General features: G+C 36.8%; 22 protein-coding genes and 1 riboswitch. Of the genes, 18 read left to right on the top strand and 4 right to left on the bottom strand.

Annotation, left to right across the window (positions count from 1 at the left end; all coding sequences use genetic code 11):
- Nucleotides 1-19 precede the first annotated feature (19 nt).
- Together H0Z36_RS09220 and H0Z36_RS09215 are read left to right on the top strand one after the other, a co-directional pair.
- Nucleotides 20-547: a type II toxin-antitoxin system antitoxin SocA domain-containing protein gene (locus H0Z36_RS09220; RefSeq protein WP_296865707.1), complete on the top strand. Its 528-nt coding sequence runs from the start codon at nucleotides 20-22 to the stop codon at nucleotides 545-547.
- Between the two features lie 206 nt (nucleotides 548-753).
- Nucleotides 754-3246, top strand: coding sequence for an N-acetylmuramoyl-L-alanine amidase (locus H0Z36_RS09215; protein WP_296865706.1), 2493 nt, complete (start codon nucleotides 754-756; stop codon nucleotides 3244-3246).
- Between the two features lie 262 nt (nucleotides 3247-3508).
- Here H0Z36_RS09215 and H0Z36_RS09210 read toward each other — a convergent pair whose 3' ends face one another.
- On the bottom strand, nucleotides 3509-3655 hold the full coding sequence (locus H0Z36_RS09210) for an aspartyl-phosphate phosphatase Spo0E family protein (RefSeq protein ID WP_296865705.1): 147 nt from the start codon (nucleotides 3653-3655) through the stop codon (nucleotides 3509-3511).
- 164 nt (nucleotides 3656-3819) lie between these two features.
- Here H0Z36_RS09210 and H0Z36_RS09205 point away from each other — a divergent pair, with 164 nt between their 5' ends.
- The 3 genes from H0Z36_RS09205 (at nucleotide 3820) to H0Z36_RS09195 (ending at nucleotide 6335) form a co-directional block, all read left to right on the top strand.
- Nucleotides 3820-4203, top strand: a complete 384-nt coding sequence (locus H0Z36_RS09205; RefSeq protein WP_296865703.1) for a helix-turn-helix transcriptional regulator — start codon at nucleotides 3820-3822, stop codon at nucleotides 4201-4203.
- 103 nt (nucleotides 4204-4306) lie between these two features.
- The gene (locus tag H0Z36_RS09200; RefSeq protein ID WP_296865702.1) at nucleotides 4307-4717 is read left to right on the top strand and encodes a secondary thiamine-phosphate synthase enzyme YjbQ; all 411 of its coding nucleotides are present in this window, start codon (nucleotides 4307-4309) and stop codon (nucleotides 4715-4717) included.
- Between the two features lie 52 nt (nucleotides 4718-4769).
- Nucleotides 4770-6335, top strand: a complete 1566-nt coding sequence (locus H0Z36_RS09195; RefSeq protein WP_296865700.1) for an amidohydrolase — start codon at nucleotides 4770-4772, stop codon at nucleotides 6333-6335.
- A gap of 420 nt (nucleotides 6336-6755) precedes the next feature.
- Here the strand turns inward: H0Z36_RS09195 and H0Z36_RS09190 are convergent, their stop codons facing one another.
- The 3 genes from H0Z36_RS09190 to wtpA all read right to left on the bottom strand — a co-directional run bounded on the left by H0Z36_RS09190 (nucleotide 6756) and on the right by wtpA (nucleotide 9670).
- Complete coding sequence (locus H0Z36_RS09190) at nucleotides 6756-7763, bottom strand: ABC transporter ATP-binding protein (RefSeq protein WP_296865698.1); 1008 nt, start codon at nucleotides 7761-7763, stop codon at nucleotides 6756-6758.
- A complete protein-coding gene (locus H0Z36_RS09185) occupies nucleotides 7760-8554 on the bottom strand; it encodes an ABC transporter permease (protein ID WP_296865697.1) in 795 nt (264 codons plus the stop codon). Before H0Z36_RS09185 ends, H0Z36_RS09190 begins: the two co-directional genes overlap by 4 nt.
- Before the next feature lie 96 nt (nucleotides 8555-8650).
- Nucleotides 8651-9670, bottom strand: coding sequence for a tungstate ABC transporter substrate-binding protein WtpA (gene wtpA, locus H0Z36_RS09180; RefSeq protein WP_296865696.1), 1020 nt, complete (start codon nucleotides 9668-9670; stop codon nucleotides 8651-8653).
- 186 nt (nucleotides 9671-9856) lie between these two features.
- A riboswitch (molybdenum cofactor riboswitch) is annotated at nucleotides 9857-9976 on the bottom strand.
- 118 nt (nucleotides 9977-10094) lie between these two features.
- Between wtpA and H0Z36_RS09175 the strand changes: the two genes are divergently transcribed.
- The 13 genes from H0Z36_RS09175 to H0Z36_RS09115 all read left to right on the top strand — a co-directional run.
- Nucleotides 10095-10259, top strand: coding sequence for a hypothetical protein (locus tag H0Z36_RS09175; RefSeq protein WP_296865695.1), 165 nt, complete (start codon nucleotides 10095-10097; stop codon nucleotides 10257-10259).
- A gap of 150 nt (nucleotides 10260-10409) precedes the next feature.
- Entirely contained in the window at nucleotides 10410-11372 is a 963-nt protein-coding gene (locus H0Z36_RS09170; RefSeq protein ID WP_296865694.1) for a Wzz/FepE/Etk N-terminal domain-containing protein, read from the top strand.
- 62 nt (nucleotides 11373-11434) lie between these two features.
- The gene (locus tag H0Z36_RS09165; protein ID WP_296865693.1) at nucleotides 11435-14335 is read left to right on the top strand and encodes an O-antigen ligase family protein; all 2901 of its coding nucleotides are present in this window, start codon (nucleotides 11435-11437) and stop codon (nucleotides 14333-14335) included.
- An 89-nt stretch (nucleotides 14336-14424) separates the two neighbouring features.
- Nucleotides 14425-15852: a sugar transferase gene (locus tag H0Z36_RS09160; protein WP_296865692.1), complete on the top strand. Its 1428-nt coding sequence runs from the start codon at nucleotides 14425-14427 to the stop codon at nucleotides 15850-15852.
- 33 nt (nucleotides 15853-15885) lie between these two features.
- The gene (locus H0Z36_RS09155) at nucleotides 15886-17004 is read left to right on the top strand and encodes a glycosyltransferase family 4 protein (protein WP_296865691.1); all 1119 of its coding nucleotides are present in this window, start codon (nucleotides 15886-15888) and stop codon (nucleotides 17002-17004) included.
- Nucleotides 17005-17187: 183 nt separating this feature from the next.
- Nucleotides 17188-18306 (top strand): glycosyltransferase, encoded by a 1119-nt coding sequence (locus H0Z36_RS09150; protein ID WP_296865690.1) that lies wholly within the window; start codon nucleotides 17188-17190, stop codon nucleotides 18304-18306.
- A gap of 74 nt (nucleotides 18307-18380) precedes the next feature.
- Nucleotides 18381-19124: a hypothetical protein gene (locus H0Z36_RS09145; protein ID WP_296865689.1), complete on the top strand. Its 744-nt coding sequence runs from the start codon at nucleotides 18381-18383 to the stop codon at nucleotides 19122-19124.
- A 124-nt stretch (nucleotides 19125-19248) separates the two neighbouring features.
- Complete coding sequence (locus H0Z36_RS09140; RefSeq protein ID WP_296865688.1) at nucleotides 19249-19605, top strand: hypothetical protein; 357 nt, start codon at nucleotides 19249-19251, stop codon at nucleotides 19603-19605.
- Nucleotides 19606-19934: 329 nt separating this feature from the next.
- Nucleotides 19935-20126 carry a hypothetical protein gene (locus H0Z36_RS09135; protein ID WP_296865687.1) on the top strand — a complete coding sequence of 64 codons (192 nt, stop codon included), beginning with the start codon at nucleotides 19935-19937 and terminating at the stop codon, nucleotides 20124-20126.
- 532 nt (nucleotides 20127-20658) lie between these two features.
- Nucleotides 20659-20889, top strand: a complete 231-nt coding sequence (locus tag H0Z36_RS09130) for an ATP-binding protein (RefSeq protein WP_296865686.1) — start codon at nucleotides 20659-20661, stop codon at nucleotides 20887-20889.
- Nucleotides 20890-20951: 62 nt separating this feature from the next.
- Entirely contained in the window at nucleotides 20952-21194 is a 243-nt protein-coding gene (locus H0Z36_RS09125; protein WP_296865685.1) for a hypothetical protein, read from the top strand.
- A gap of 177 nt (nucleotides 21195-21371) precedes the next feature.
- A complete protein-coding gene (locus H0Z36_RS09120) occupies nucleotides 21372-22778 on the top strand; it encodes a hypothetical protein (protein WP_296865684.1) in 1407 nt (468 codons plus the stop codon).
- Between the two features lie 183 nt (nucleotides 22779-22961).
- Nucleotides 22962-23277 (top strand): polysaccharide biosynthesis protein (locus tag H0Z36_RS09115; protein ID WP_296865683.1); only part of this gene is annotated, 316 nt, incomplete at its 3' end.

Here is a 23277-nt window from a genome sequence, read left to right as displayed (position 1 = left end):
TCAAAAGGGGGTAAATAAAGTGGGTAATTACATAGAAGGCAAGTTAGTCAAGATAATGGAGAAAATCACCAGGAAGGTTGAAAGCCCTGGGAAAAAAGTAGTTCAAAAACTTGTATATCTGATACAGAGAAAAGGTGTTAATTTAGGCTTTGATTATGCTATTCACTATTATGGCCCTTATAGTTCTGAATTAGATGATTTTTTGTACAGTTTAAAAATAAAAGGCATACTGGATATAGTACCGGATGGAAACAAGCATCGTATTGATTTTATAGGAGATGAATACGGGGAATATGAAGAGGAAGAATTAAAAATTTCAGCAGTTGAAGAAACATTGATTGAAGAAGTGCTAGAGTATTTTGGCAACAAGAGTGGACGTGAATTAGAATTAATAACTACGGTTGATTTTGTAAAAAGAAAACTAGGTAAGAATAAATGTCTGGCAAACAGAGATGTTATAGAAGCAGTACAAAAAATCAAGAGTGATAAATTTTCTGCAGATGAAATAGAAAGGGCGATATATGTTTTGGAAAAACATATAAATTAGTTTAATAAAAGTATATATTCTATAGATTGGGCAGCTATATTTTAAAGAATAGACTGCTTTATTTTTTTTAAATTCAGGTGAAAGCAAATTCTTCATTTTCGCTTATATATTATATATAAAATGAAGAAACATTTTGCCGAAAAATGAGCAGGATATATCCCATTAAATGTCGAAAAAGTCAAACTGAAGCAATGACGAGAAAAATTGTGATTATAATAAAGGGGAGATATAATTTGAATTTTAGCCTTATTCGCAGCCCGAAAAAAATATATCTGGCATTAACCTTGTTTTTATTCATCATAACTTCCTTAACCATAGCCTTTCCCCTTCCTGCCCTGGCCGGCAAGGCTAAGGTAGCAGAAGGGGTTGTAAATATCCGTTCCGGACCAGGTACTAACTATGATATTATCGGCAACCTTTACCGGGGAACAGAAGTAGAAACCGGTCAGACCTTGAACGGCTGGACGGAAATCCAGTTTAAAAACCTGAGCGGGTGGATAAGAAACGACCTTCTTGAGGATTTAACCGCACAAACAGCGATGTTCAAAATCAAGACTGAAGTTGCCAATCTGCGCACCGGGCCGGGAACTAATTTTGCTCTGGCTGGGCAGGCTAAAAAAGGAGATGTTTTTGCCGTAATAGAAGAAAAAGACGGCTGGGTCAAAATAAAAACCTCATCAGGGACAACTGCTTATGTGGCAGCTTTTCTGGGCGAGAAAATTGAGGGAAGCGGGGGATTTTTCCCTCCTCCTTCTAACCAGGTAAATCCTGAAACCCCCTCCAACTTTCCCTCCCGTGGCAATGAAGGCGCGGTTAAGGTTTATCTGGATGGCAGTCTGTTGAGTTTTGAAGTTCCGCCGGTAATCGAAAACGGCCGCACCCTGGTGCCTTTAAGGGCTATATTTGAGGCTATGGGAGCCACAGTTGACTGGAACGCAGTCGACAGAACGGTTACAGCCGTGCGGGGGAATATTACGGTGGTTCTTAAGATAGGTTCGACAAAGCCTACCGTCAATGGACAGACATGGAATTTGGATGTCCCTGCCAAAATTGTGAATAACAGAACCCTTGCGCCGCTTCGCTTTGTCGGCGAAGCTTTCGGAGGCAAGGTGGAATGGGATGGTCAAACCAGGACGGTAAAAATAACTTCTGTGCCGGCAGGAGACAATAACAGCGGGCAGATTCCTTCCTTTGTTCAGACTACTTCACTTACCAACCTGCGCACCGGAGCAGGCATCAGTTTCGATATAGCTGAACAGGTGCCGGCAGGTGAAAAAATAGCGGTTTTAGCTGAAACTAACGGCTGGTATCAGGTAAGCCGGGGAGGAAGAATTGCGTGGGTAGCAGGCTGGGTAGTAGAACCCATTTGGAACGACAGCAACAGTGGTGATAACAGCAGCATAAGCCCGGCTCCCCTGCCGGATGAGGATAGCCCTGAAAATACTGATGAAATAAACCAGCCTGAAGAAAAACCGATGCCTGAACCAGAACCGGAACCTATCAAAGCTGATGAAATAAGGCTTTCTCGCCTGCGAGATGAGAAGGGCATAACAGTAAAAATAGAGTGCGGAAGCAAGGCTGATCCTGAAATAAACAAAACTGGCAGCAGCATAACCTATGAATTTGAGGGCTTTAAGCTTAAAGGTTTGAACTACATAAAAGAGCCGGTTGGAACCGATTTGTTCAAGGTTAAGGGGATAAATGAAGAAAACGGGGTAGTAATAAGAGCAGAAGTTCCCTATGGAATAGAATATCAGACTTTGGTTGAAGATGAAGGTAAAACTCATGTGATATATATACCAAACTTTATAATGGATGTAAGTAAAAAATCTTTTGGCAGCTTAGGGGAAAGGGTGGTGATAACTACCCTTACTGTAGCTGAATATGGACGCCGGATAAATGGAGATAAAATAGAACTCCAGCTTAAGAATGTGAAATTAGGAAAAGCGTCGGAGAATTACAGGTTTAGCGGACGCGTTATAGAAAGGGTAACCCTGGAGGAAGACGAAACAGGGGTATTAGCCGTAATATATACGACAGGGATAGGAGCTTCCAGCACCGGTAGAAGCGGGGATGGTAATATATTAAATATTATGATCCAGAGCAAAGAAAGTGTGCCGGTACGTAATGAAAACCTAATCGTAATTGATCCGGGACATGGCGGAAGAGAAACCGGGGCTATAAGCAATAGCGGTTATAAGGAAAAAATACCTAATCTGGAAATCGCTTTAGAGGTTGGGCGCCTTTTGAGGCAGAAGGGGTTTGATGTCGAATATACCCGGATTGATGACAGCTTCGTAGGTTTGGAGGAACGGGCAGCGATAGCCAATAAACTTAATGCTGCCGTGTTTGTAAGTATTCACAACAACTCGAGCACCAACCCGGAAGCAGCCGGAACCGAAACTTATTTCTACGCCCCGGCCGACAGACCGGATTTGTTCATCCAGAAAGATGACAGAGAAGACCTGGCAACATATGTGCAGGAAGAGCTGGTTAGAAAACTTATGCGCACCAACCGGGGAGTAAAACAAGCTAATTTTTCGGTTCTGCGCAATACCAAAATGCCTTCAATACTCTGTGAGGTAGCCTTTTTGAGCAATGCGGAAGAAGAAATGCTCCTTAAATCAGACAGCTTCAAAATGCGGGCTGCAAAAGCTATAGCTGACGGAATCGAGCGTTACATGCACTCCCGCCGCTAAAATTTATTACGAACCGAAACACCTTTTAATTTGGGGACGGTTCTCGAATTAAAATCTATTTCGATTCGTAATAATTTTAAAACAGAAGCAGACGAATCAGGAGAAAGATAAATTTAAGCCCTGATTTCTTTATCTGGTGCAGAAGGCTTCTGTGTGAAATTGAATTTAATCAAATAATAAAAAAGGAGTAGAGTTTCCCTACTCCTTTTTTATTTATGCATTTTTATGAGATTGAAGGATATATTTGAAAAACAGTTAGACTTTATTTTTCTTCCTCTTTTTTGTAGTATTCCACAATATATTTGTCTAAAAGCTGACTCAACTCGAGCAGGATATCCGGGTGTGCCTTTGCTTTATCCGCTTCGTTGAGCATCCGACGCAGCACTTCGATTTTTTCTTCTACCTTCACGATTATTTTCCCCCTTAAAAGCAACTTATTTGGCTAAATTCTTCATTTGCAACCATTATTTTATACTAAACATATGCTTATGGCAAACAAAAAATATTAGCAAAAGGCAAGTTTTCGTCTGGCCGGTGTTTTAATACCCTAGATACAGTAAGGAGTGGAGCAGCATGAAATTGAACAACAAAGAGATAGGACAGCGGATAAGAGAGGCCAGAGAAAGACTTAATCTGACGAGACATGAGTTGGCGGAAATAGTGGAAATATCAGATTATTATATGGGACAGATTGAAAGAGGCGAAAGGCAGATGAGCCTTCCCCTTTTAGCAAAGCTGGTTGAATGTCTGCATTTATCGGCTGATTATGTTTTATGGGGGAAAAAAACTGAAAATGAAACCGACTTTTATTTTTTTACAAAGGCGGAGGAAAAAGCAGGGGATTATTTTACCTGTGGAATAGACCGGGAAATTGTTGAACTGCTGGGCAGCTGTTCTATTAGAGAAAAGGAGCTTATTTTAAAGCTTTTGAAAACTTTGCTGCCATATTTGCGGTGAAAAATATGGTATATTAAAACTGATAAATATCTTTAGAGAAAAAATTTTTTATAGATTACTTCAAAATGTCTGGGACAGGGAAACGTTTAAGGAGGAATTTTGAATGAGCAAAAATTTATTCAAATTCGACATTAAAACTGAGAAAGCCCAGCAGATGATAGATATTACCCATCTTTTAAGACAGGCGATAGAACAGTCGGAAATAAGGGAAGGAATTGCGGTAGTTTACTGTCCTCATACCACCGCCGGACTTACGATAAATGAAAACGGCGATCCTGATGTGGTAAGAGATATAATTGAAGCTTTAAACCGAGTGTTCCCGGTAAACGCCAGCTACCGTCATTTTGAAGGAAATTCCCATGCCCACATTAAATCTTCCCTGGTAGGGGTAGAAAAAAACATAATTATAAGTGAAGGAAAGCCTGTATTAGGAACATGGCAGAGCCTTTACTTTTGCGAATTTGACGGGCCCAGAAGAAGAAATTTATTCATTAAAATTATTGAGATGAAATAGAATTAAGAGGGAGTGTACCTGAATTTTTAATGTTTTGACTGGGAGGGGGATTATGCAGGTATTTTACAACGGGGTTTTTATTTCATGTGATGAGAAGGATTCGGTTTACAGTTATATGGTGGAAGATAAGGGAAAAATCGTGTTTCTAGGCAATGAACTGCCGGAGATTTACCGTAGGGTGCCGGATAAGATTGATCTACAGGGGAAAGCGGTTACCCCTGCCTATGCCGATACCCATATCCACTTTGGAAGTTTTGCCCTTTTCCATTTCGGCTTAAACTTTACCCGGGCTCGAAACCTTGCCGATATAGAAAAAATAACAGCTGCCTATATTAAAGACCATCCCAAAGAACAATTTCTTTTCGGATTTGGCATTTCTAAGCATACCATAGAGGAAAAAAGGGATCTTACCCGGCACGATTTGGATATGATGACAGATACTCCTATGCTTATTGTAAAATATGACGGACATGCAGCTCTTGCCAATACTGCTCTCATTAAACTCTTCCAGCCTGAAGTCCGAGAAAGTCCCGGATTTGACGAAAAGAGCGGCTGGCTTTATCTCGATTCCTATTATCAGGGAGTTAATTTTGTCTCTTCTTTTGTGAAACCTTTGAGCCTTCTAAACAGCCTCATCAAAGCATCCAATTATATGGCACGCCAGGGGATAAACCTCATTCATGCTGCCGAAGGCAACGGCTTTAAAAATGATGCCGATTTTGATGCGGTAAGACGCATAACCCGGGCTTTTCCCCAACATTTTCGACTTTTCTTTCAAACCATGGATGTTGCCAAAGTTAAAAAGAGAAAGCTTAATCGCCTGGGAGGTTGTTTTGTCACTGCTTTAGACGGCTGTTTTGGTTCAGAAGATGCCGCCCTTCTTGAACCTTATTCTAATAATCCGGAAAATAAAGGCAAGCTTTTCTATTCCCAAAAAGAGGTAAACGATTTTATGTGCCAGGCTAACAGGGAGAACTTGCAGATTGCAGTTCATGCCATAGGAGATGCGGCTTTTGAGCAGGCAGTTACCGGTTTTGAAACTGCCTTTAAAGATTTTCCGCGCGATGATCACCGGCATATAATAATCCATGCTGACCTGGTGCCGTCCCACCTTTTAGAAAAAGCAGGAAAACTCGGATTATGCTTTGCGGTTCAGCCTTCATTTCTATACTGGGAACAGGAGCCGGCATCTTATCTGGAGGAAATATTAGGGGATAGAGCACAAAGGCTTATTCCTCTGCGGGATATGCTGCAGAGCGGAGTTGTGATAGCCGGAGGGTCAGATGCTCCCTGCACCATGCCTCATCCATGGGAAGGGATAAGTGCAGCCGTAAACCATCCTAATGCAGGTCAGCGGCTTACCTTGCGGGAGGCTTTAAAGATGTACACATCTTGGGCTGCCTGTTTAAGCTTTGATGAGAATAGATTAGGAGCCCTTAAAACAGGATATAAGGCTGATTTTGTGGTGCTCAACCAAAATCCGTTTGCCGTTCCTGAGGAAAAGTTGTCAGCCGTAAAGCCGGAGCAGGTATACTTTGCCGGTCAGCTTTTTGACGGGGTGAAGGTTAATCTTTTTGATATTGTGTTTAAAATGCTGGCGGGAAAAGGGGAGAAGTGAATCAGGGGAAATGTAGAAGGTTTTGGCAAATTGAAATTAGAATTTAAATCTGTTGTTAAAAGGAGAGATCTTAGTTGTTAGAGATATGGGGAAAAAGTTTAATAACGGCAGGGGGGTTGCTTCTTATTTTAGCGGTTGTTTATTTTTGTTGGTTAAGAGGTAAGATTTATCAACTTAAAGTCATAGAAAAACTAAAAAATGGTGCTGTGAGGAAATATGTCCATTTGCATTAGGTATAGTTGTGGGATTTATACTTTTAGGATACTAAAAAATTATTTTGTTAAAAGAGCTTTGCGCTTAAAAAACTAAGAACATCTCTGTTCGGTGTGCCGAAGAAGGAGATTATTTGGTTGAACCTCCCTTATTTTAAAAGAAGCTGCGAACAGGAATAAGGGAGTGTCCAACCGTCTGCAGGTTTCGTTAAATGAGGCACATGTATTTGGGATAAAACCCAAAAAATACTTCTTTTCCTTCTGTCAGGTTCAGCTGAGAATAATGATTGTGAGTAAGATAAGAAGTAAAAATATACCCTTGGCTTTCTATATCAATCTGCATATAGACCCCGTTATTTATGAAGTTTATTATCCTGCCTTTAAAACAGTAGGCATCTTTTACAGGTTTATCGCTGATAAAGATGTTCTCCGGTCTGATTCCAAGATAGCCAGCCTTGCTTTCAAGCTCCAGAGGAAAGGTATTTTTTATGTCTTCGATTTTAAACAAGTTTTTCATGCCTACGAAATCAGCTACAAAAAGCGACTTGGGATGGCAGAAAATCTCTTCAACCGAGCCGGTTTGCAGGATGTTTCCTCCTTTTATTATTCCCACCCTGTCAGCTAAATAATAGGCTTCCCGAAAATTATGGGTAACCATAATGGTGGTGGTTTTTAAAGTCTGATGCAGTTTTTTCATCTTATATTCTATAGTTTCCTTTATACCTGCATCAAGCGCCGAAAGGGGCTCATCCAGCAGGAGAACATCCGGGTCGGTAATTAAAGCCCTGGCCAAAGCCACCCGCTGTTTTTCTCCCCCGCTTAAAAACAGCGGATATCTGTCAAGGATATGTTCAATTTTTAACAGGTTTACTAAGAGTTCAAAGTTTTCCTGATATTTCAGCTTATTCCCATCTTGCTGAAACCTTAGTCCATAGGTGATATTATCTTTTACCTTCATATGGGGAAAAAGCGCATAGTCCTGGTAACATATTGCTATTTTGCGTTTTTCCGGTTTCTTGTCGGTTACATCCTTGCCGCTTATAATTATTTTTCCCTTGTTTAAAGGTTTTAGACCGGCAATAGCCTCTAAAAGGACGGTTTTACCACTTCCGGTAGGGCCTAATAGAACGAAAAATTCACCTGTATTGATGGTAAGATTAATGCTGTTAAGCCTAAAATTGCCCGCTTTTAGGGAAAGGTCCTTTACTTCGATCAAAAAATTTCCTCCTTCCTGCCGGAAGCAATTATTCTTAAGATTATAAAGATAATCAATGAAATTATAATCAATATTGCTGTTACCGGAACGGCATATATCATGCCATAACAGGTAAACCTTTCATAGATCAGGGTAGGGGCTATCATAGGGTGGTAAGCCAGAATAATTACTGCCCCAAACTCGCTTATAGCCCGGGCCCAGGTAAGAATCATTCCTCCTAAAATATCTCTCCAGGATAGAGAAAAAGTAATCAGGAAAAAGGTCTGGGCATGGGTTGCTCCCAGGGTTCGGGATACGTTTTCCAAACGCGGTGAAACCCATTTGAACGATTCTTTGGCCGTGTTAATCAAAAAGGGCATGCTGACAAAGGTCATGGCAATGACTATAGCTGCGATTGTTCCCAAGACTTCTATGCCCAAATTGGTCAGCATACGCCCAAACCAGCAGCGCGGACTTAAGACGGTTAAAAGGCATATGCCGGCCACGGTATGAGGGATTACTATCGGGACATCGATAATGCTTTCTATCAGGCTTTTTCCTTTAAAATCTTTTCGAGCCAGAAAATAGGCAAAGGGGACTCCCAGCAAAAATGAAATAAAAGTGGTTATAGCGGCTGCTCCCATGCTTATATATATAGACTGTAAAACTTCCCTGTCCTGCAGTGCTTCCAGGATAAGAGCCGGCTTAGTCAGGGAAAAGGTATTGATTATCGGGTACGTGATGAATAGAAGGATAATTGCACCGGTAAATAGTGATATTACAAACAGGAGCTCGGTTTTTTTATTCAGCATTTTTATCCTCCCCGGCATGTTAAATTTCTTATATAAAAGGAAAAGAGGCAACAAGCGGCCGGCTTGCTGCCGTATATTACCTGAAAATAGGAGCAGCTATTTTAAAAGGACAGGTTTAAGTTCTTCCGACAGGTTTTCTTCACCGGTAACCGTGACTTTGTCGAGAACGGGCTGCCCGTTGTCTTGAAGTATTTTAAGTCCCTGTTCTTTGTTAAAGAAGAACTTTAAGAACTCAACGGCCAGTTCTTTGTTTTCGCCTGTAGTCGGCATGGTAAGACTGTAAACAATAGGTTCGCCAACCTTAGTTATGATTTGTCCCGGTTCCGCACCATTAAGGTCGATAGAAGCGTTTTTATAAAATTCGCTGTGATTTACCGAACTTAAATTTATTTCTTCCGGCAACTCTATCCATTTAAATTTGGGATTTTTTAAAGCATGTTGCCGGGTAACCGATTCATATTCAAAAGCATAGTCTAAAGCTCCGCTTTCCAGCAGGGAGATAAGCTCAACCGATTTGGGACGGATATTGTTTGCCGGACAGGAGTTGCTCAGGCGTTCAAACAAACCATCCTGTTTATAGTATTTTTCCGCTAACTGCCATACCAGAACGGTTCTATACCCGCATGGATCAATATTAGGTTCGCTGTGCCCGTAATTTACGCCTTTTCTGAGCAGCACCTCATACCAGTTGTCAGAGTTAATTTCGTCCGCATATTTGCTGTTGTCAGTATACATAATGACCATGGAATTTTTACCAAACCAGGCATTCCATTTGGCATAATCCGGTATCAAAAGATTGTCGATGACGGTATAATCAGCCGATACTAAAATATCCACCTTGTCTCCAAGTTCGGCAACCTGGCGGGCAATCTTGCGGCTTCCCCCCGCGGTTCTTTTAATATCTACATTGGGATGCAGGGCTTCAAATTTTCTTTCCAGTTCTGCAAAGGGAATAGTAAGACTGCCGGCATGATAAATGATGAGTTCACCTTTAAGATCTTTGGAGTTTTCATTTTCTGCAGGTTTTTTATCACTCTGGTCTGCTCCACAGCCGCCCAGGGTGAATATTAAAAAGACCAGCATAAGAACAGCTACAAACCAATTTTTTTTAAACATTGTCAAAGAAACCTCCTTACGAATTTATTGGTGTAGTTTAGTTACTTTTTAATTTTTTCCCACCCCCAACCTGATATTGATTTACCGGAATACCAAAACGGGCAATGCCTGGCTCTCCTTTATCCTGTAAATTAAAAAAGACACGGTCTGCCGTGTCTAAAAAGATCTAAGCTCCAGCTTATCGCTTGAGCTTGTTAACCATCTTCTTTCCAAACACGGGAGGCTAGACAATTTCTCATCTAACCCATCGGCTGCAAATCATGGGCATAAGCCTTTAGATTCCACAGCTCGAAGATGTTTTATGTAATTTTTATATTTAAATTTTAGCAAAGAAATTGGGTTTTTTCTATCTTTTCGAGAGCAAAGTTTAATTGGCAAAAACCTGGTATAATATTACAAAATATTAAATTAACGGAGGAGTCCCGTGGATTACATAAAAAACCCGCATGACAGATACTTCAAAGAAAACATAGAAGGAGCAGTAAAAATATTTCTTGAATTCATGCGGATAATCTTTCACCCTGATAAAGAGGTATTTAAAATCGAACTTGCCAAAAACTTAACCGATAACCTGATTTATTTCAGATAAGCAGGAATTTACGGTAAAAATGTAGAAAAAAATTTAGGCTGTTAAACTTAGACGAAAAAGGTAGGATTTCCGAGTTTATCTAATTGACAAGTTAAAAAACATAGTGTTACTCTAAAACAGATGTAAAAGTGAGGAAAAGGATGGTGTAGGGTGGATAGAAACGAAAATTATCAGAATAATGAATATGACTACGAGGAGATAGATTTAAAAGAGATATTTAATGTGCTAAAAAAATGGCGCAAAACCATCGTGGGTGTAACCATAGGAGCCATGCTTTTAAGTGGAATAATCAGCTGGTTTATAATGAAGCCGGTTTATGAGGCGAAAGTGGTTCTAACTTCACCTGGATATCGCCAGATGGCGGTATATGAAAATGAAAAATACATACTGCGGGAAGAAGAGAATGTTGAAGATGACATAAGAAAAATTCAAGACAGGGCAGTTGAACTATATATTCCCCAGATAAGTGTTTCACAATACCCTGAAATAGCCTGCAGCAGCTATATTTTAAATAAAGTTATTGACAGGCTTAACCTTGATTGGACATATCATCAGCTGTCCGAAAAGATTACTGCAGAAAAGGATAAAGACAGCGGTTTTGTCGTCATAAAGGTGCAGGATAATGATCCGAAGCAGGCAGCCCTTATTGCCAATACAATAGCGGAAGAATTAAGCCTTTATGTGAAAGGAAAAGAGGCTGAGGGGATGAAGCAGAGTTTTAATGTGCTTGATAAACAACTTGAGGCTGCCAGGCAGGAACTGGATCAGGCAGTTAAGCAATTAAAAGATTATAAGATTAACAACAGCTCTTCAGGAACCCGGGCAGAAGAAATAACTTATGAACTTGATGAGCAAAAGCTCCTGGCTGAAATGGAGCGCAAAAAAGATGCTGTGGATCTTCTGGAAGCTAAGAAAATGGAATTAAAAATAAAGGAAGCATTTGTAAAAGACCAGGAACGGGTGCTTGTCTTATCCCCGGCCGTAGTGCCGGAAGAGCCGGTTAAGCCGAAAAAAATGCTCAATCTTGCAATTGCCGGAGTATTGGGGCTTATGGTGTCAATTTTCGGCGTATTTTTAGCTGAATACCTGCGGGAAGATGGTGAGAACGCGTAATCGTTCTGCGGGAAATAAAATCCCTCCGGCAGCCAAAAAGAACAGGGAGAAGGAGAAACCTTATGGCAAAGAAAACCTCTGCCAAAAAAACAAAAAAAACTGAAGAAAAAACCAGCATCTATCAGCGATATCTTCCTTTGATATGCTTCGTTGCCCTGTGCATTTTGATATTTTACCCTCCCTTTGTCCGCGGGCTTTTCTTTAAAGAGGACGTGTTCCTTTATCATGTCTTCACTGCGGCAGTTTTTATTCTGGTATGGATAGATAAAATAATGCGCAGGGATTATTCCTTTATGAAAACTCCCCTGGACTGGGCAGTCCTGGCTTATGCCGGAGCTTATCTCATTGCCGTTATCGGGGCAGTTCATCCGGGAGAGGCTTTTTATGGTTTTCTGAGAGCACTTAATTATTTTGTAATCTTCTGGCTTGTGAGCCAACTGGTGAAAGACTGCAAAAGATATGAGACAGTGCTTCAGGTGATGCTGGCAGCCGGTGTAGGGGTTGCGGTGATAGGAATACTGGCAGTAGCCGGTTACTCTCACTATCCGGGTGCGGCTATAAATGGGATTCTCTACTCCACTTTACAGTACAGCAACAGCACGGCTGCTTACCTGGCAGCGGTAAGCATAATAAGCCTTACCCTTTTTTTAACCGCTGAAGGCCGTTTGCAAAAGGTTATATACCTTTTATCAGCATTTATCCTTATATTTGCCGTTTTAGGCACCCTCTCCAAAGGAGCCTGGCTTATATTCATTATAGGGGCCCTTATGCTCCTTATAGGGATTTCAGGGGTATACGAGAAACTCAAGCTTATATACATATTCCTCCTTGTTTTTGCGGCAGCAGCCTTTGCCTATAACGGCTTTGCCGGTTCTATTACCGCAGAAGGTGCAAATCTGAGTTATCTTTTCCCTGGGATAATCATAACTGCTGCCGGCTACTTTGTCCTGGAAGGAACAGCTTTCCTTAAAGAGAAGAAAGGGGCTAAAACAGCTTCTGCCATCCTGCTTATAATATTGCTTTTCGGCATGGGGGGAGGATTTTTTGCTTTAGGTCAAACCGAATCTGGCACAGCTTATTTAAATCAGCGTATAGTGCAGGAAATAAAACAATTGACCGATTTTGAAAACAACAGCTACATCAGCCGCGCGGACTTCTGGCGCTGGGGGCTTGAGATAGTCAAAGATTATCCTGTAAATGGGGTGGGAGCCGGAGGCTGGAATGCGCTTTACCACCAGTATCAGGATTACCTTATCTGGACTACCGAAGCGCACAACCATTTTGTGCAGGTGTGGGTGGAAGCCGGCACTTTGGGGCTGATAAGCTTTTTATCCATGTGGTTTTTGCTCATCACTGCAGTTTACCGGCTTTTAAAATTGCCCGGATACAAAAAAAACAGGCATTCAGTCATGATGTGGGGAGTATTTTCGACTGCCACGGCAATCGGCATGCATGCTTTTATAGATTTCACCCTTTCCCTGGGGGCTGTTGCCATTATGCTCTGGACTCTTTTTGCCCTTATAAATGCAGAAGCCCAAAAGCAGGACATATGGCAGCTTAAAACAGAACCTAGGTTTTTTATAAACCTTGCTGCTGCAGCGGTTATTGTGCTTCTTTTCTTAACCTGCGGGCTTAGTTACCGTGCAGCCCATGTTTATGCGGTAAGAGGAGCGGAAAACCTCAAGCTGATGAGCGAAGCCAAAGAACCGACCGAACGGAACGATTACTACCGGAAGGCCTTGCAATATTACGAAAAAGCTGCCGCCTTAAACGATTTGAGCGGGGAATATAAGGCAGACCTGGCCTATATTTATGCTTTGCGCTACAACACATTGCGAGAAATGAAAGGGCAGGAAAATGTGGCTTCCTTTGCCCTTGAACAAACTAAGCGAACTATAGACGAAGCAGCTAAACTTAAAAAATATGACCCAAAGGTAAGATCATCACTGCTTAATACAGCTTCCATGACCGGAAATCTGGAGCTTATGCTTGCACAGGCCGAGGGAATTTTACATTCCAACCCTTTAGATATAAATGTTTATGAATCTAACCTTAAGGTGCTGGCAGCAGCCATGAATTATTATGAAAAGAACAAATCGCAAGCAGATGTGAAGAAAACAGCGCGGAAAATGGAAGAGGTTTATAATCTCTATCTGAGTAAAAAAGCAGGTATTAACCCCGGACGCAGATGGGACGGGCCTGTTTTCAATTTGAACAGCCGGAGCTTAAATTATGTGGCCAAAGCTTATTTTATGTCGGGAAAATATGAAGATGCCAAAAATCTTCTGGCAGCGTCGTTTGAAAACCTGCTCCTTGCGGAGTTTTCCGATCCTGATTTTAAAAATACCTTTAAGGAAGATGAAAACTGGAAGCTAACTTCAATAAAAGATTCCGGAGCAGAAGACGGATATGCCTTAAAAATTCGGGCTGAGAAAGATTTGACCGGCTGGCCCCTTGTCCTGAATCTGGCCGGCAAAGTTCCGGTTTATCCGGGAACCGAATATATATTGGATGTCCGCTACAAAGTGTTAAAATATAAATTGAATCCGAACGCTGACAGCAGAGCGACTATAGGCATATGGGGATGGATAACCGGTTCTGACGGTTCTTCTCAGAATGTAAGCTTTGCTTTTTATAATCATGAGGCAGAAACTGATGCGGAATGGAAAACAGCCCGGCAGAGCCTCAAAATCCCGGACGGCTTTGAAACCCGCAGGCTCTATATCGGAACGGGAAGCATCGGAAAAGGATCAGAATTCCTTATCGATTATGTCCGGCTTTATCCGGTTTTAAACCAGAATACCGACCCCGCAATTTTAGAAAATGCGGCATATTATGCGGCGGCTTTGTATAAAACCGGGAAGGTGAAAGAAGCGGAGAAGATAGCGAAAAGGCTTAAAGATTCAGGGGATAGTTATTATCAAGAGTATGTCAACCTCGTTAACTTTACCCCATTAAACTAAATCTTAAAGCAGGAAGAAAAAGTTGGAGAAGAATAAACAGTTTTTAATGTCTGTTGTTCATTTACAGTTGGTAGGAGGAAGGGGAAAAGATGGTTTCTTCAAAACCCAAACGCGACGGAGGTTTTTTAAACTTATTTCAGTTCACGGCTTATGTTTTTTTTGTAATTTTAGGATTTTATTTAGCTTTTTTGGTACGGTTTGATATGAATCCGGCATTAGAAAACATACAGCCATTTTATGATTGTATATCTTATATCATATTATCTTCTCTGGTTGTATTTTACATATACGACATTGTTTCAATAAGTAAGGAGTCTCTATATGAAAATGCTTTGACAGTTATTATTGCTTTGTTTTTAATAGATATTTTTACAGTAGCTATAGTATTTTTCGCCAGAGGATTTGCTTTCCCGCGAAGTGTTTTTATATTAGGTTTTATTATTCAATTTGCTTTGATATTATTTCTTAAAATGTTGATAATTTACATAGTAGAAAAAAACAAAAAAGAAAAACATATATTATTAATTGTTTCAGATGACCAAAAAACCAACTTAATAAATGAAAATTTTTTAAGAAAAAAGATTAAAAATAACTATATTAAATGTATTTATAGTTCGCCAAATAACGATATAAACAAATTAATTGATGATGTAGAGGAAGTTTATATTGATAGTAAAATACCAAAGGAAGAAAAAATGGAATTGCTCGAATATTGCTTATTGAATAATAAGGTTACATATGTTATACCGGGTATTTTTGAAATTTCCCTGGCAAATGCAGAGATCACTCAAGTTAATGATATACTGCTTTTAAAGTTTGAACAACTGGGATTGTCTTTTGAGCAGAAAATTGTAAAAAGGTTGATGGATATACTTATTTCTCTAATTGCATTGGTAGTTACTTTGCCTTTGATGTTGCTTATTTCACTGATTATTAAATTATATGATGGTGGTTCTGTATTTTATAAACAGGAAAGAGTAACTGAAAATAATAAGGTGTTTGAATTGTATAAATTTAGAACTATGATAGTAGATGCAGAAAAATATACTGGGCCCGTATTAGCAACAGAAAACGATCCGCGCATAACTCCAGTAGGTAGATTCCTCAGGGCTACACGGCTAGATGAATTACCACAATTTATAAATGTTTTAAAAGGAGATATGAGTGTTGTAGGTCCGAGACCGGAACGACCATGTTTTGTTGAAAAATTTAATGATGAGATTGAAGAATTTAAATATAGAACTTTTGTTAAGGCAGGGATAACTGGTTTAGCTCAGGTTTTGGGAAGGTATTCTACCGATCCTGCAAACAAAGCTAAGTTTGATTTATTATACATAAAAAATTATTCTTTGCTTCTTGATATAAAAATTATATTCAATACCCTTAAAATCATCTTTATGAAAGAAAGCGCAGCAGGTGTTAAGGGAGATGAAAATGGGGAGAACTTAAAGAAAGATATCCTAAAAGACCTTGATATATGTAGTTATGCTGAAATTGCTGCTATGAAAGAGAAATAGGATGTTTCGAAGTATTAGAAATGGGGTCAATATATGAATAAAAGAGTATTGTTTACAGCTACGGTTGACAGTCACATACTGCATTTTCATCTTCCCTATATAAAGTGGTTTAAAGAGCAGGGGTTTGAAGTCCATGTAGCCAGCAGAGGGGGGGGGGAAATCCCTTTTGCTGATGTCAAACATGAAATACTTTTTGAAAGATCTCCTTTCAAACTTCCCAATATAAAAGCCTACAGACAGCTTAAAAAAATTATTGAAGAGAACGATTATACATTGATTCACTGTCATACTCCGGTAGGTGGGGTTTTAACCAGGCTTGCAGCAAGAAATGCCAGAAAAAAAGGAACCAAAGTTTTGTATACCGCACATGGCTTTCACTTTTTCAAAGGGGCGCCCTTGAGGAATTGGCTGCTGTATTATCCGCTTGAAAAATGGCTTGCCAGGTATACCGAATGTCTCATTACCATAAATGAAGAGGATTATCAAAGGGCAATTAAAGGAAATTTTAAGGCAGGAACAATAAAAAAAGTCGATGGGGTAGGAATAGACCTTACCCGTTTTAAACCGGTAGAGGAAGGAGAGAAGAATAATTTACGGCAGAAATATGGCTATAAAGAAAATGATTTTATTCTTATATGTGTTGGAGAATTAAATGCTAATAAACATCAGGACTTATTAATAAAAGCAGTTAAAGTTTTAAAATATAGAATACCGGAAGTAAAACTTCTACTGGTAGGAACGGGGAAATTAGAAAATAAATACAAGAGAATGGCTAAAAAACTGGGCGTAGAAGAGCATGTTCATTTTTTAGGTTATAGAAACGATGTTCCCGACCTTATGGCGATTGCTGATGCAGCGTTATCCGCCTCTAAGCGCGAAGGCTTGCCGGTTAATATCATGGAAGCCATGGCAACCGGACTTCCCCTTGTAGTTACTGATTGCCGGGGGAGCAGAGATTTGGTTGAGGATGGAGAAAATGGGTTTGTGGTAGGTGTTGATGATGTAAGAGGTATAGCGGAAGCAGTGGAAAAGATTTATTGGTCAGAGGAAATAAAAGAGAAATTTAGAGCGAATAATCTTGAGAAAATTAAGAGCTATTCTTTAAACATAATTAAAAAAGAGATGGTGGGAGTTTATATGACATGCTTATGATGCACTTAAAAAAGGAACAGATTGTTGAGGAATAATCAAGAAAAGAGTTTTTTGTTTTGAGTTTAACTCGGCTGATGTATGTTATTATGGGATTAATTTTTTATTCTTTTTACAGTAACTTAGACAAAAACAAGATTTAGATGAGTTTGTTTTAAGTAAAAAATCAGGAAGTGAGTTCTAAAAATGAAAATTCTTCATGTTATCAATAATCTAGGTTCGGGTGGAGCTGAAAAACTTATAGAAGAAAGCGTGCCTTTAATTAATACTTATCCCAAAATAGAAGCAGAAGTTCTATTATTGACATCTTATAATAGTGTTTTTTTAGAAAATTTGAAATCAAAAGGAGTAAGAGTTGAAGCTTTGAATTTGGGAAGTATATATAATCCTTTGAATATATTTAAAATAAAAGAGAAAATAGAAAAAAATAAATATGATATAGTTCATGCTCATTTATTTCCTACGCAGTATTGGGTTGCGATATCTAAAATGCTTATAAAATCAAAGAAAATTAAATTTATAACTACAGAACATAGTACAAGCAATAGGAGGCGCAGAAAGGTTTATTTTTTGTTAATTGATAGATATGTTTATTCACAATACGATTGCATTATATCAATTTCAAATAGCACTCAAGATAATCTTATAAATTGGATAAATCCCCCACAAGAAGAAAGAACAAAATATAAAGTAATAGAAAATGGAATTAACCTTGATAGATTTATTAATGCTATTCCCTATCAAAAGAGAGAAATAAAGCAGGAGTTTTCTGAAAAGACAAAGCTGCTTTGTATGGTGGGGAGTTTTACAGAACAGAAGGATCAGCAAACTCTAATAAAAGCCATGGAAAAACTTCCAAACAGTGTACATTTATTATTATTGGGTGAAGGACCATTGCAAGAAGAAAAAAAAATGTTGGTCTCTAAAATGGGGCTTGAAAAAAGAATACATTTTTTAGGTTTTCGGAATGATGTTGAAAGAATACTTAAAACTGTAGATATTGTTATTTTATCATCAAATTGGGAAGGGTTCGGTTTAGCAGCATTGGAAGGGATGGCAGCAGGAAAACCGGTAATTGGGTCAAATGTACCAGGATTAAGAGATGTTATTGGAGATCAAGATTTGCTTTTTGAAGTAGGTAATGAATTTGATCTGGCAAATAAGATAATTAATTTACTAAATAATGAAGAAATGTATTTTCAAAAAGCTAAACAAATGCAAAGAAGAAGTGAAAATTATGATATAAAGAATATGGTGGATAAATATGTTGAACAATATTTTGAGTTATATAACTTAATAAATTAGACATATAAGAGTGAAATGAAGGTCACCATTAATTAAAGGATAGACAAGAAAATATTTGCCTAGGTGATGTTATTGTGAATATTAAAAAGGATTTTATTTGTAGTAATAAAAGTTGGAGGATAAATGTAAAAAATATTAATATTATGTTTCTAGGATTTTTCTTGATTATGTGTTTTTTTACATTATCTAACATTAGGAATATAAAATATTTGGGCATAAGTTGTATAGTATTACTTGGAGTTATGAGTGCTTTTATATTTTTTTGGTTTTTAATTACTACTAGGACTATTTTGAAAAAATTAATTTTAATCGAAGCTGCTTTTTTAGGAATAACATTTGTTTTTTTTGTAGGGTTAGTTAATGGTGATATTAATTTATATGCAATATCAAGATTTTTACAATTTTTACTTGTTTTTACTTTCTTCAACTTTGCATTGATAGTAAGATGGGATGATCAGAAAATAAAAGTTTTGGCATATTATAGTGGGATATTTATTATTATTAATTTTGTTTATTGGTATATATGTGGAACCCCTTATCCTTTTAAGTCATTTACATTAAACTATAATAGTTTAGGATCAATAAGTTTAATTTTAATTTTCTTTATATTTGCTGTTTATAAAAGAAATAATGGTTTATGGTTAAAATCACTTTTCTTTTTTTTGTTGGTTTTTGATATTTTGCTTTGTTTATCTTCGCAATCGCGTGCCAGTTTACTAGCAATAATAGTTTTTTTAGTATTATATAAATTATGGAATATTTTAATTTGTAATAAAAAATTATATTATTTATGTTTTTTTTTTGGTAATTGTCTTTAATTTCCTTTTCATATATTTATATTCTTGGAATCAAAATTTTTTGATTAGTATATACAATGATTATATATTTCAATTTACTGGTAAACCTTTGTTTACAGGTCGAGAATTATTGTGGAAACAGATAATGGATAAAATAATAGAAAGTCCCTTTTTTGGTTATGGGTTAGGGATTAGCATGACAGAGTTAATAGGAATTAATATTTCAGAACATAATTTATTTTTTGCTACGGCATTAAGGATTGGATTAATAGGATTGTTTATTCTTTTGCTTCTATTTTTTGTTTTTTGGAATTTTTTTTGGATGGGTCGATTTAACCATTATGTAAAATTAACTGCATGCTTTTTCATCGCTTTTATTGTATATCAGAACTTCGAAATAAGTTTATTTAGTGATAATATGGCTGTAGCAATGTGGTTTTGGCTGATTATGGGTATAGGAGTTTCCAATGTGATTGATAAAATAGAAAAAAAAGATATATGAATATTTTGAGGATTTTGCATAATTCAATTTCTACAATAATTAGCGCCGTTACAATATTATATATAGTGATTTAATCATCAATAAGCCACTATATATTGAATTGATTTGCTCAAAAAAATCAATTATGCAAAACTCTCTTTTTATTAAATTTGTTTATATTTTTTGATAAATTAGAAAAACCTGTGTGAGATATAACTGCTAAAATAAAAATAACAAAAACTGCTAAATAAAAATGAACAATATTTACCACAATATTTCTTCCCCTTATGATTAAACTGAAAAACAAATCATAAGGGAGAAGAAGAAATGAAATAGCAGAAAGGTGGCATATGTATCTAAAAATAAAAAGACTTACTGAATTAGGCTTAAACCTATCGCAGATAGATAGACATCTGGATATTTCAAGAAATACAGTTTATAAATACAGAAATTCTGAGCCAGACAAATTAGAGAAAATTATAACTCAATGGGGGAAGAGAGAGAAAAAACTTGACTATTTCTGTAAAGAAATCTTATCCTAGCTCAAAGAATATCTGGATCTCTCCTCATCTCAGATAATAGACTGGTTAATAGAAAGATATCCTGACTTAAATGTTTGCGAAAGTACAGTGAAGAATTATGTATCCAAAATAAAAAAGGAGCATAATATACCAAAAAAAAACAAACAAAAGACGGTATGGAGTTGTAGAAGATCTTCCCTCAGGTTATCAGATATAGGTAGATTTTGGGCAGGTGAAGCTTTACTACATAACCTTCTTTTATTATATTCCCGCTATAAATATGTAGCCTGGTTGGATATGCCTTTTATCACTCTCGATATTATAAAAAGACATGAATAAGCTTTTGTTTACTTTGGAAGTATGCTTAAAGAAATAGTTTATGACTAGGCTCATCTAATTTTAGTTATACCTTTAGATAAGATAAATTTAAGCAAAATCAAAGCCAAGCCTGAATTAAGAGACATCAAAGTCTATCAGTAAATCCTGAATGGGGGTATGGGATGTTGATAATAAACAGTGAGTTAAAACAGCAGATGAAGTAAGTTTTATTCAGATGGATACCTTAATCAACCTTTTTAAGATTTGGGAGATAAGCAGAAATAGTAGAAGAGCAAGAATGAAAAAGCTTTTTGCTTCTGACCTGGTGATACTTGATGACTTAATGTTTATGGCTATGGAACATGCGGAAGCTAATATGTTTTTTCGATTAATCAATCGCTTCTACGGTCAAAACTCACTTATCATCATGTCTAACAAAGGGACAGAAGGCTGGTGGAACTGCTAGGGGATCCAGCTATTATAATTGCTATGACCGCATAATACATAAAAGGGAGGTGATTTATTTAAATGCTGATAGCTTCAGAATTAAACATCGCCAAACCATTTTTGGTAATAATCAGGCGCTTAAAATCATTTAGTATTTTTTGTTTAGAAATACTTGACGGTTATACTGAGATTAGAGCATACTGGAGCAGCGGTAGGAAAACAATGCTCAAGCATTTAAAGAACGAACGAGAGAAAATCTATAGATCGGGAAAGAATGCTATAAAAATTCCGGTAATGAATTCATTAAGACATATGAATAGATGAACAATGTGGGAATATTAAACCGCGGTAAAGTTATACTCATGTTCAGATGTCTGAGAAATATTCAAAATGGGATTTTTTATCTGTAGACAAAAAAAGAATGGACTAAAAAGTTCTACAAAAAGTTACTACTGTTGAGTTACGCAAAAAACTTGACAGACTCCCAAAGAGGTGAAAAAATTGAATTTTTTGTTCTTATTAAATGGGGCACCATACATAAGTGAATATTTGGGATTTTTATCAAAAGAATTAGAATTATTAGGACATAATATTATAATATATATAAATTCTGAGTTTGCTAAGAAAAAATATTTAAGATATTATTCATCATGTGCTAAAGTTTATGAAAGAAATAAAATTAGATGTGATGCATATGATAATAGTTTATTACACGATTTGACTTGGAAAATGCTTTATGAAAGTTGGGATCGAAAAAAAGATTTAAAAATTTTCAATGATTTGAATTATTCGCTTGAAAGCATAAAAAAGACTTTTACAGATTTATTCTACATAATTCAGAATGAAGATCCCGATGTAATAATTAACGAAATGCCAGCAAATTTGTTAACAGAAATTGCTTATTATTTGGCTAATACTAATAATATAAAGTATTTTGGATTAATACAGTCTAGAATACCTAATAGAATTGATATTATGGACAAGAAATATAAAAATTCCAAGTTAAGCTCATATAATTTGAAAAATTTGATGTTAACGGATCAAGAAAAAGAATATTATTTAAAAATTAATGATAAATTTATTAACCACGAATTTAAGCCAGGTTACTTAAAAGCCCCTGTTAATAATATACACAATACAAATTTGCTATTTTATTATCTGCCAAAATTAAAAAAAGTCAGAGATTATTTATTTTTGGGAAGAATTATATCAAAAAACAAATATGTTTTAGATTATGAAACTAGGGTCAATATTAATTTTGTGCATTCTGTTAAAAAAAATACAGTTAGAAAACTAAAAAAAAATAATTACAAAAAATATTTGGATTCACCTAGTGTTTTAAAAGACAAAAAATATTTTTTATTTCCCTTACATTTGCAACCAGAGGCTTCTACTTCAGGACAAGCAATGTTTTTTTCAGATTTGATATCTACTATTAAATATATAGCTTTTTCTTTGCCAATTCCTTATATTTTAGCAGTAAAGGAACATCCATCTGCTGTTGGTACAAGAGATTCATATTTTTATAAAGAAATAAAGAGAATCCCAAATGTAATTTTTTTAGATCCTTTTTTAAATAATAAAGAATTAATTGATAATTCTGTTGGAATTATAACTTTAACTAGCACTTTAGGGTTGGAAGCTGCTTTAATTGGTAAGCCAGTTATTGTTATGGGGGAAGTTTTTTATGATTTTCATCCTAATTGTTATAAAGTGAATTCTTATGATGAAATAACTTATTTAATCCAAAATGGGCTAAATACTTTAAGAGAAGAAGAATTAAAAACAATTAATGCGAAGTTTTGGAAAATGTATGATAGCATAACTATAAAAGGTGATTTGATTGAAGGTTTTTTTGAGAGGAATGAGGTCTATAAATTTTTAAATTTTGTTGAAAGGGGCTTTTGATAAGATTTTTGATTAGTAACTTTGTATATTTCAGAAATGAGTTAAACATTAAGGTTACTTGTATTTTGCGTCGGAAAATTTCCATAAGTGAGGTTTAATATTAAAAAATCTAATAAACATTAAAATAGAGTTTTGGAGAGAATATCTGTTTTTTTATGGTATAAAAGTGGAGAAGGTGATTAAATGCTCAACAATAAAACAATTCTCATAACCGGCGGGACCGGTTCATTTGGCAGAAAATTCTGCGAAATAGTTTTAAATAAATATCCTGATATAAAAAAACTCATAGTATTCAGCCGGGATGAGCTGAAGCAGTTTGAAATGGCACAGGAGTTTAAACATCATCCTAAACTGAGGTTTTTCATAGGTGATGTCAGGGACAAAGACCGGCTTTACCGGGCAATGGATGGAGTAGATTATGTAGTCCATGCTGCAGCCTTAAAGCAGGTACCGGCAGCAGAATACAACCCAATTGAAGCCATAAAGACTAACATAGGCG

Origin of the sequence: Thermosyntropha sp., assembly GCF_017656155.1 — a bacterium.
Lineage (GTDB): Bacteria > Bacillota > Syntrophomonadia > Syntrophomonadales > Syntrophomonadaceae > Thermosyntropha.
This window is presented reverse-complemented; position numbering and strand designations above follow the sequence as displayed.

Coding starts and splice junctions, on each gene's coding strand:
- H0Z36_RS09205 (WP_296865703.1), top strand. CDS start 3,820: ATGAAATTGAACAACAAAGAGATAGGACAGCGGATAAGAGAGGCCAGA.
- H0Z36_RS09200 (WP_296865702.1), top strand. CDS start 4,307: ATGAGCAAAAATTTATTCAAATTCGACATTAAAACTGAGAAAGCCCAG.
- H0Z36_RS09195 (WP_296865700.1), top strand. CDS start 4,770: ATGCAGGTATTTTACAACGGGGTTTTTATTTCATGTGATGAGAAGGAT.
- H0Z36_RS09185 (WP_296865697.1), bottom strand. CDS start 8,554: ATGCTGAATAAAAAAACCGAGCTCCTGTTTGTAATATCACTATTTACC.
- wtpA (WP_296865696.1), bottom strand. CDS start 9,670: ATGTTTAAAAAAAATTGGTTTGTAGCTGTTCTTATGCTGGTCTTTTTA.
- H0Z36_RS09165 (WP_296865693.1), top strand. CDS start 11,435: ATGGCAAAGAAAACCTCTGCCAAAAAAACAAAAAAAACTGAAGAAAAA.
- H0Z36_RS09160 (WP_296865692.1), top strand. CDS start 14,425: ATGGTTTCTTCAAAACCCAAACGCGACGGAGGTTTTTTAAACTTATTT.
- H0Z36_RS09155 (WP_296865691.1), top strand. CDS start 15,886: ATGAATAAAAGAGTATTGTTTACAGCTACGGTTGACAGTCACATACTG.
- H0Z36_RS09150 (WP_296865690.1), top strand. CDS start 17,188: ATGAAAATTCTTCATGTTATCAATAATCTAGGTTCGGGTGGAGCTGAA.
- H0Z36_RS09140 (WP_296865688.1), top strand. CDS start 19,249: ATGGATAAAATAATAGAAAGTCCCTTTTTTGGTTATGGGTTAGGGATT.
- H0Z36_RS09135 (WP_296865687.1), top strand. CDS start 19,935: ATGTATCTAAAAATAAAAAGACTTACTGAATTAGGCTTAAACCTATCG.
- H0Z36_RS09130 (WP_296865686.1), top strand. CDS start 20,659: ATGGATACCTTAATCAACCTTTTTAAGATTTGGGAGATAAGCAGAAAT.
- H0Z36_RS09125 (WP_296865685.1), top strand. CDS start 20,952: ATGCTGATAGCTTCAGAATTAAACATCGCCAAACCATTTTTGGTAATA.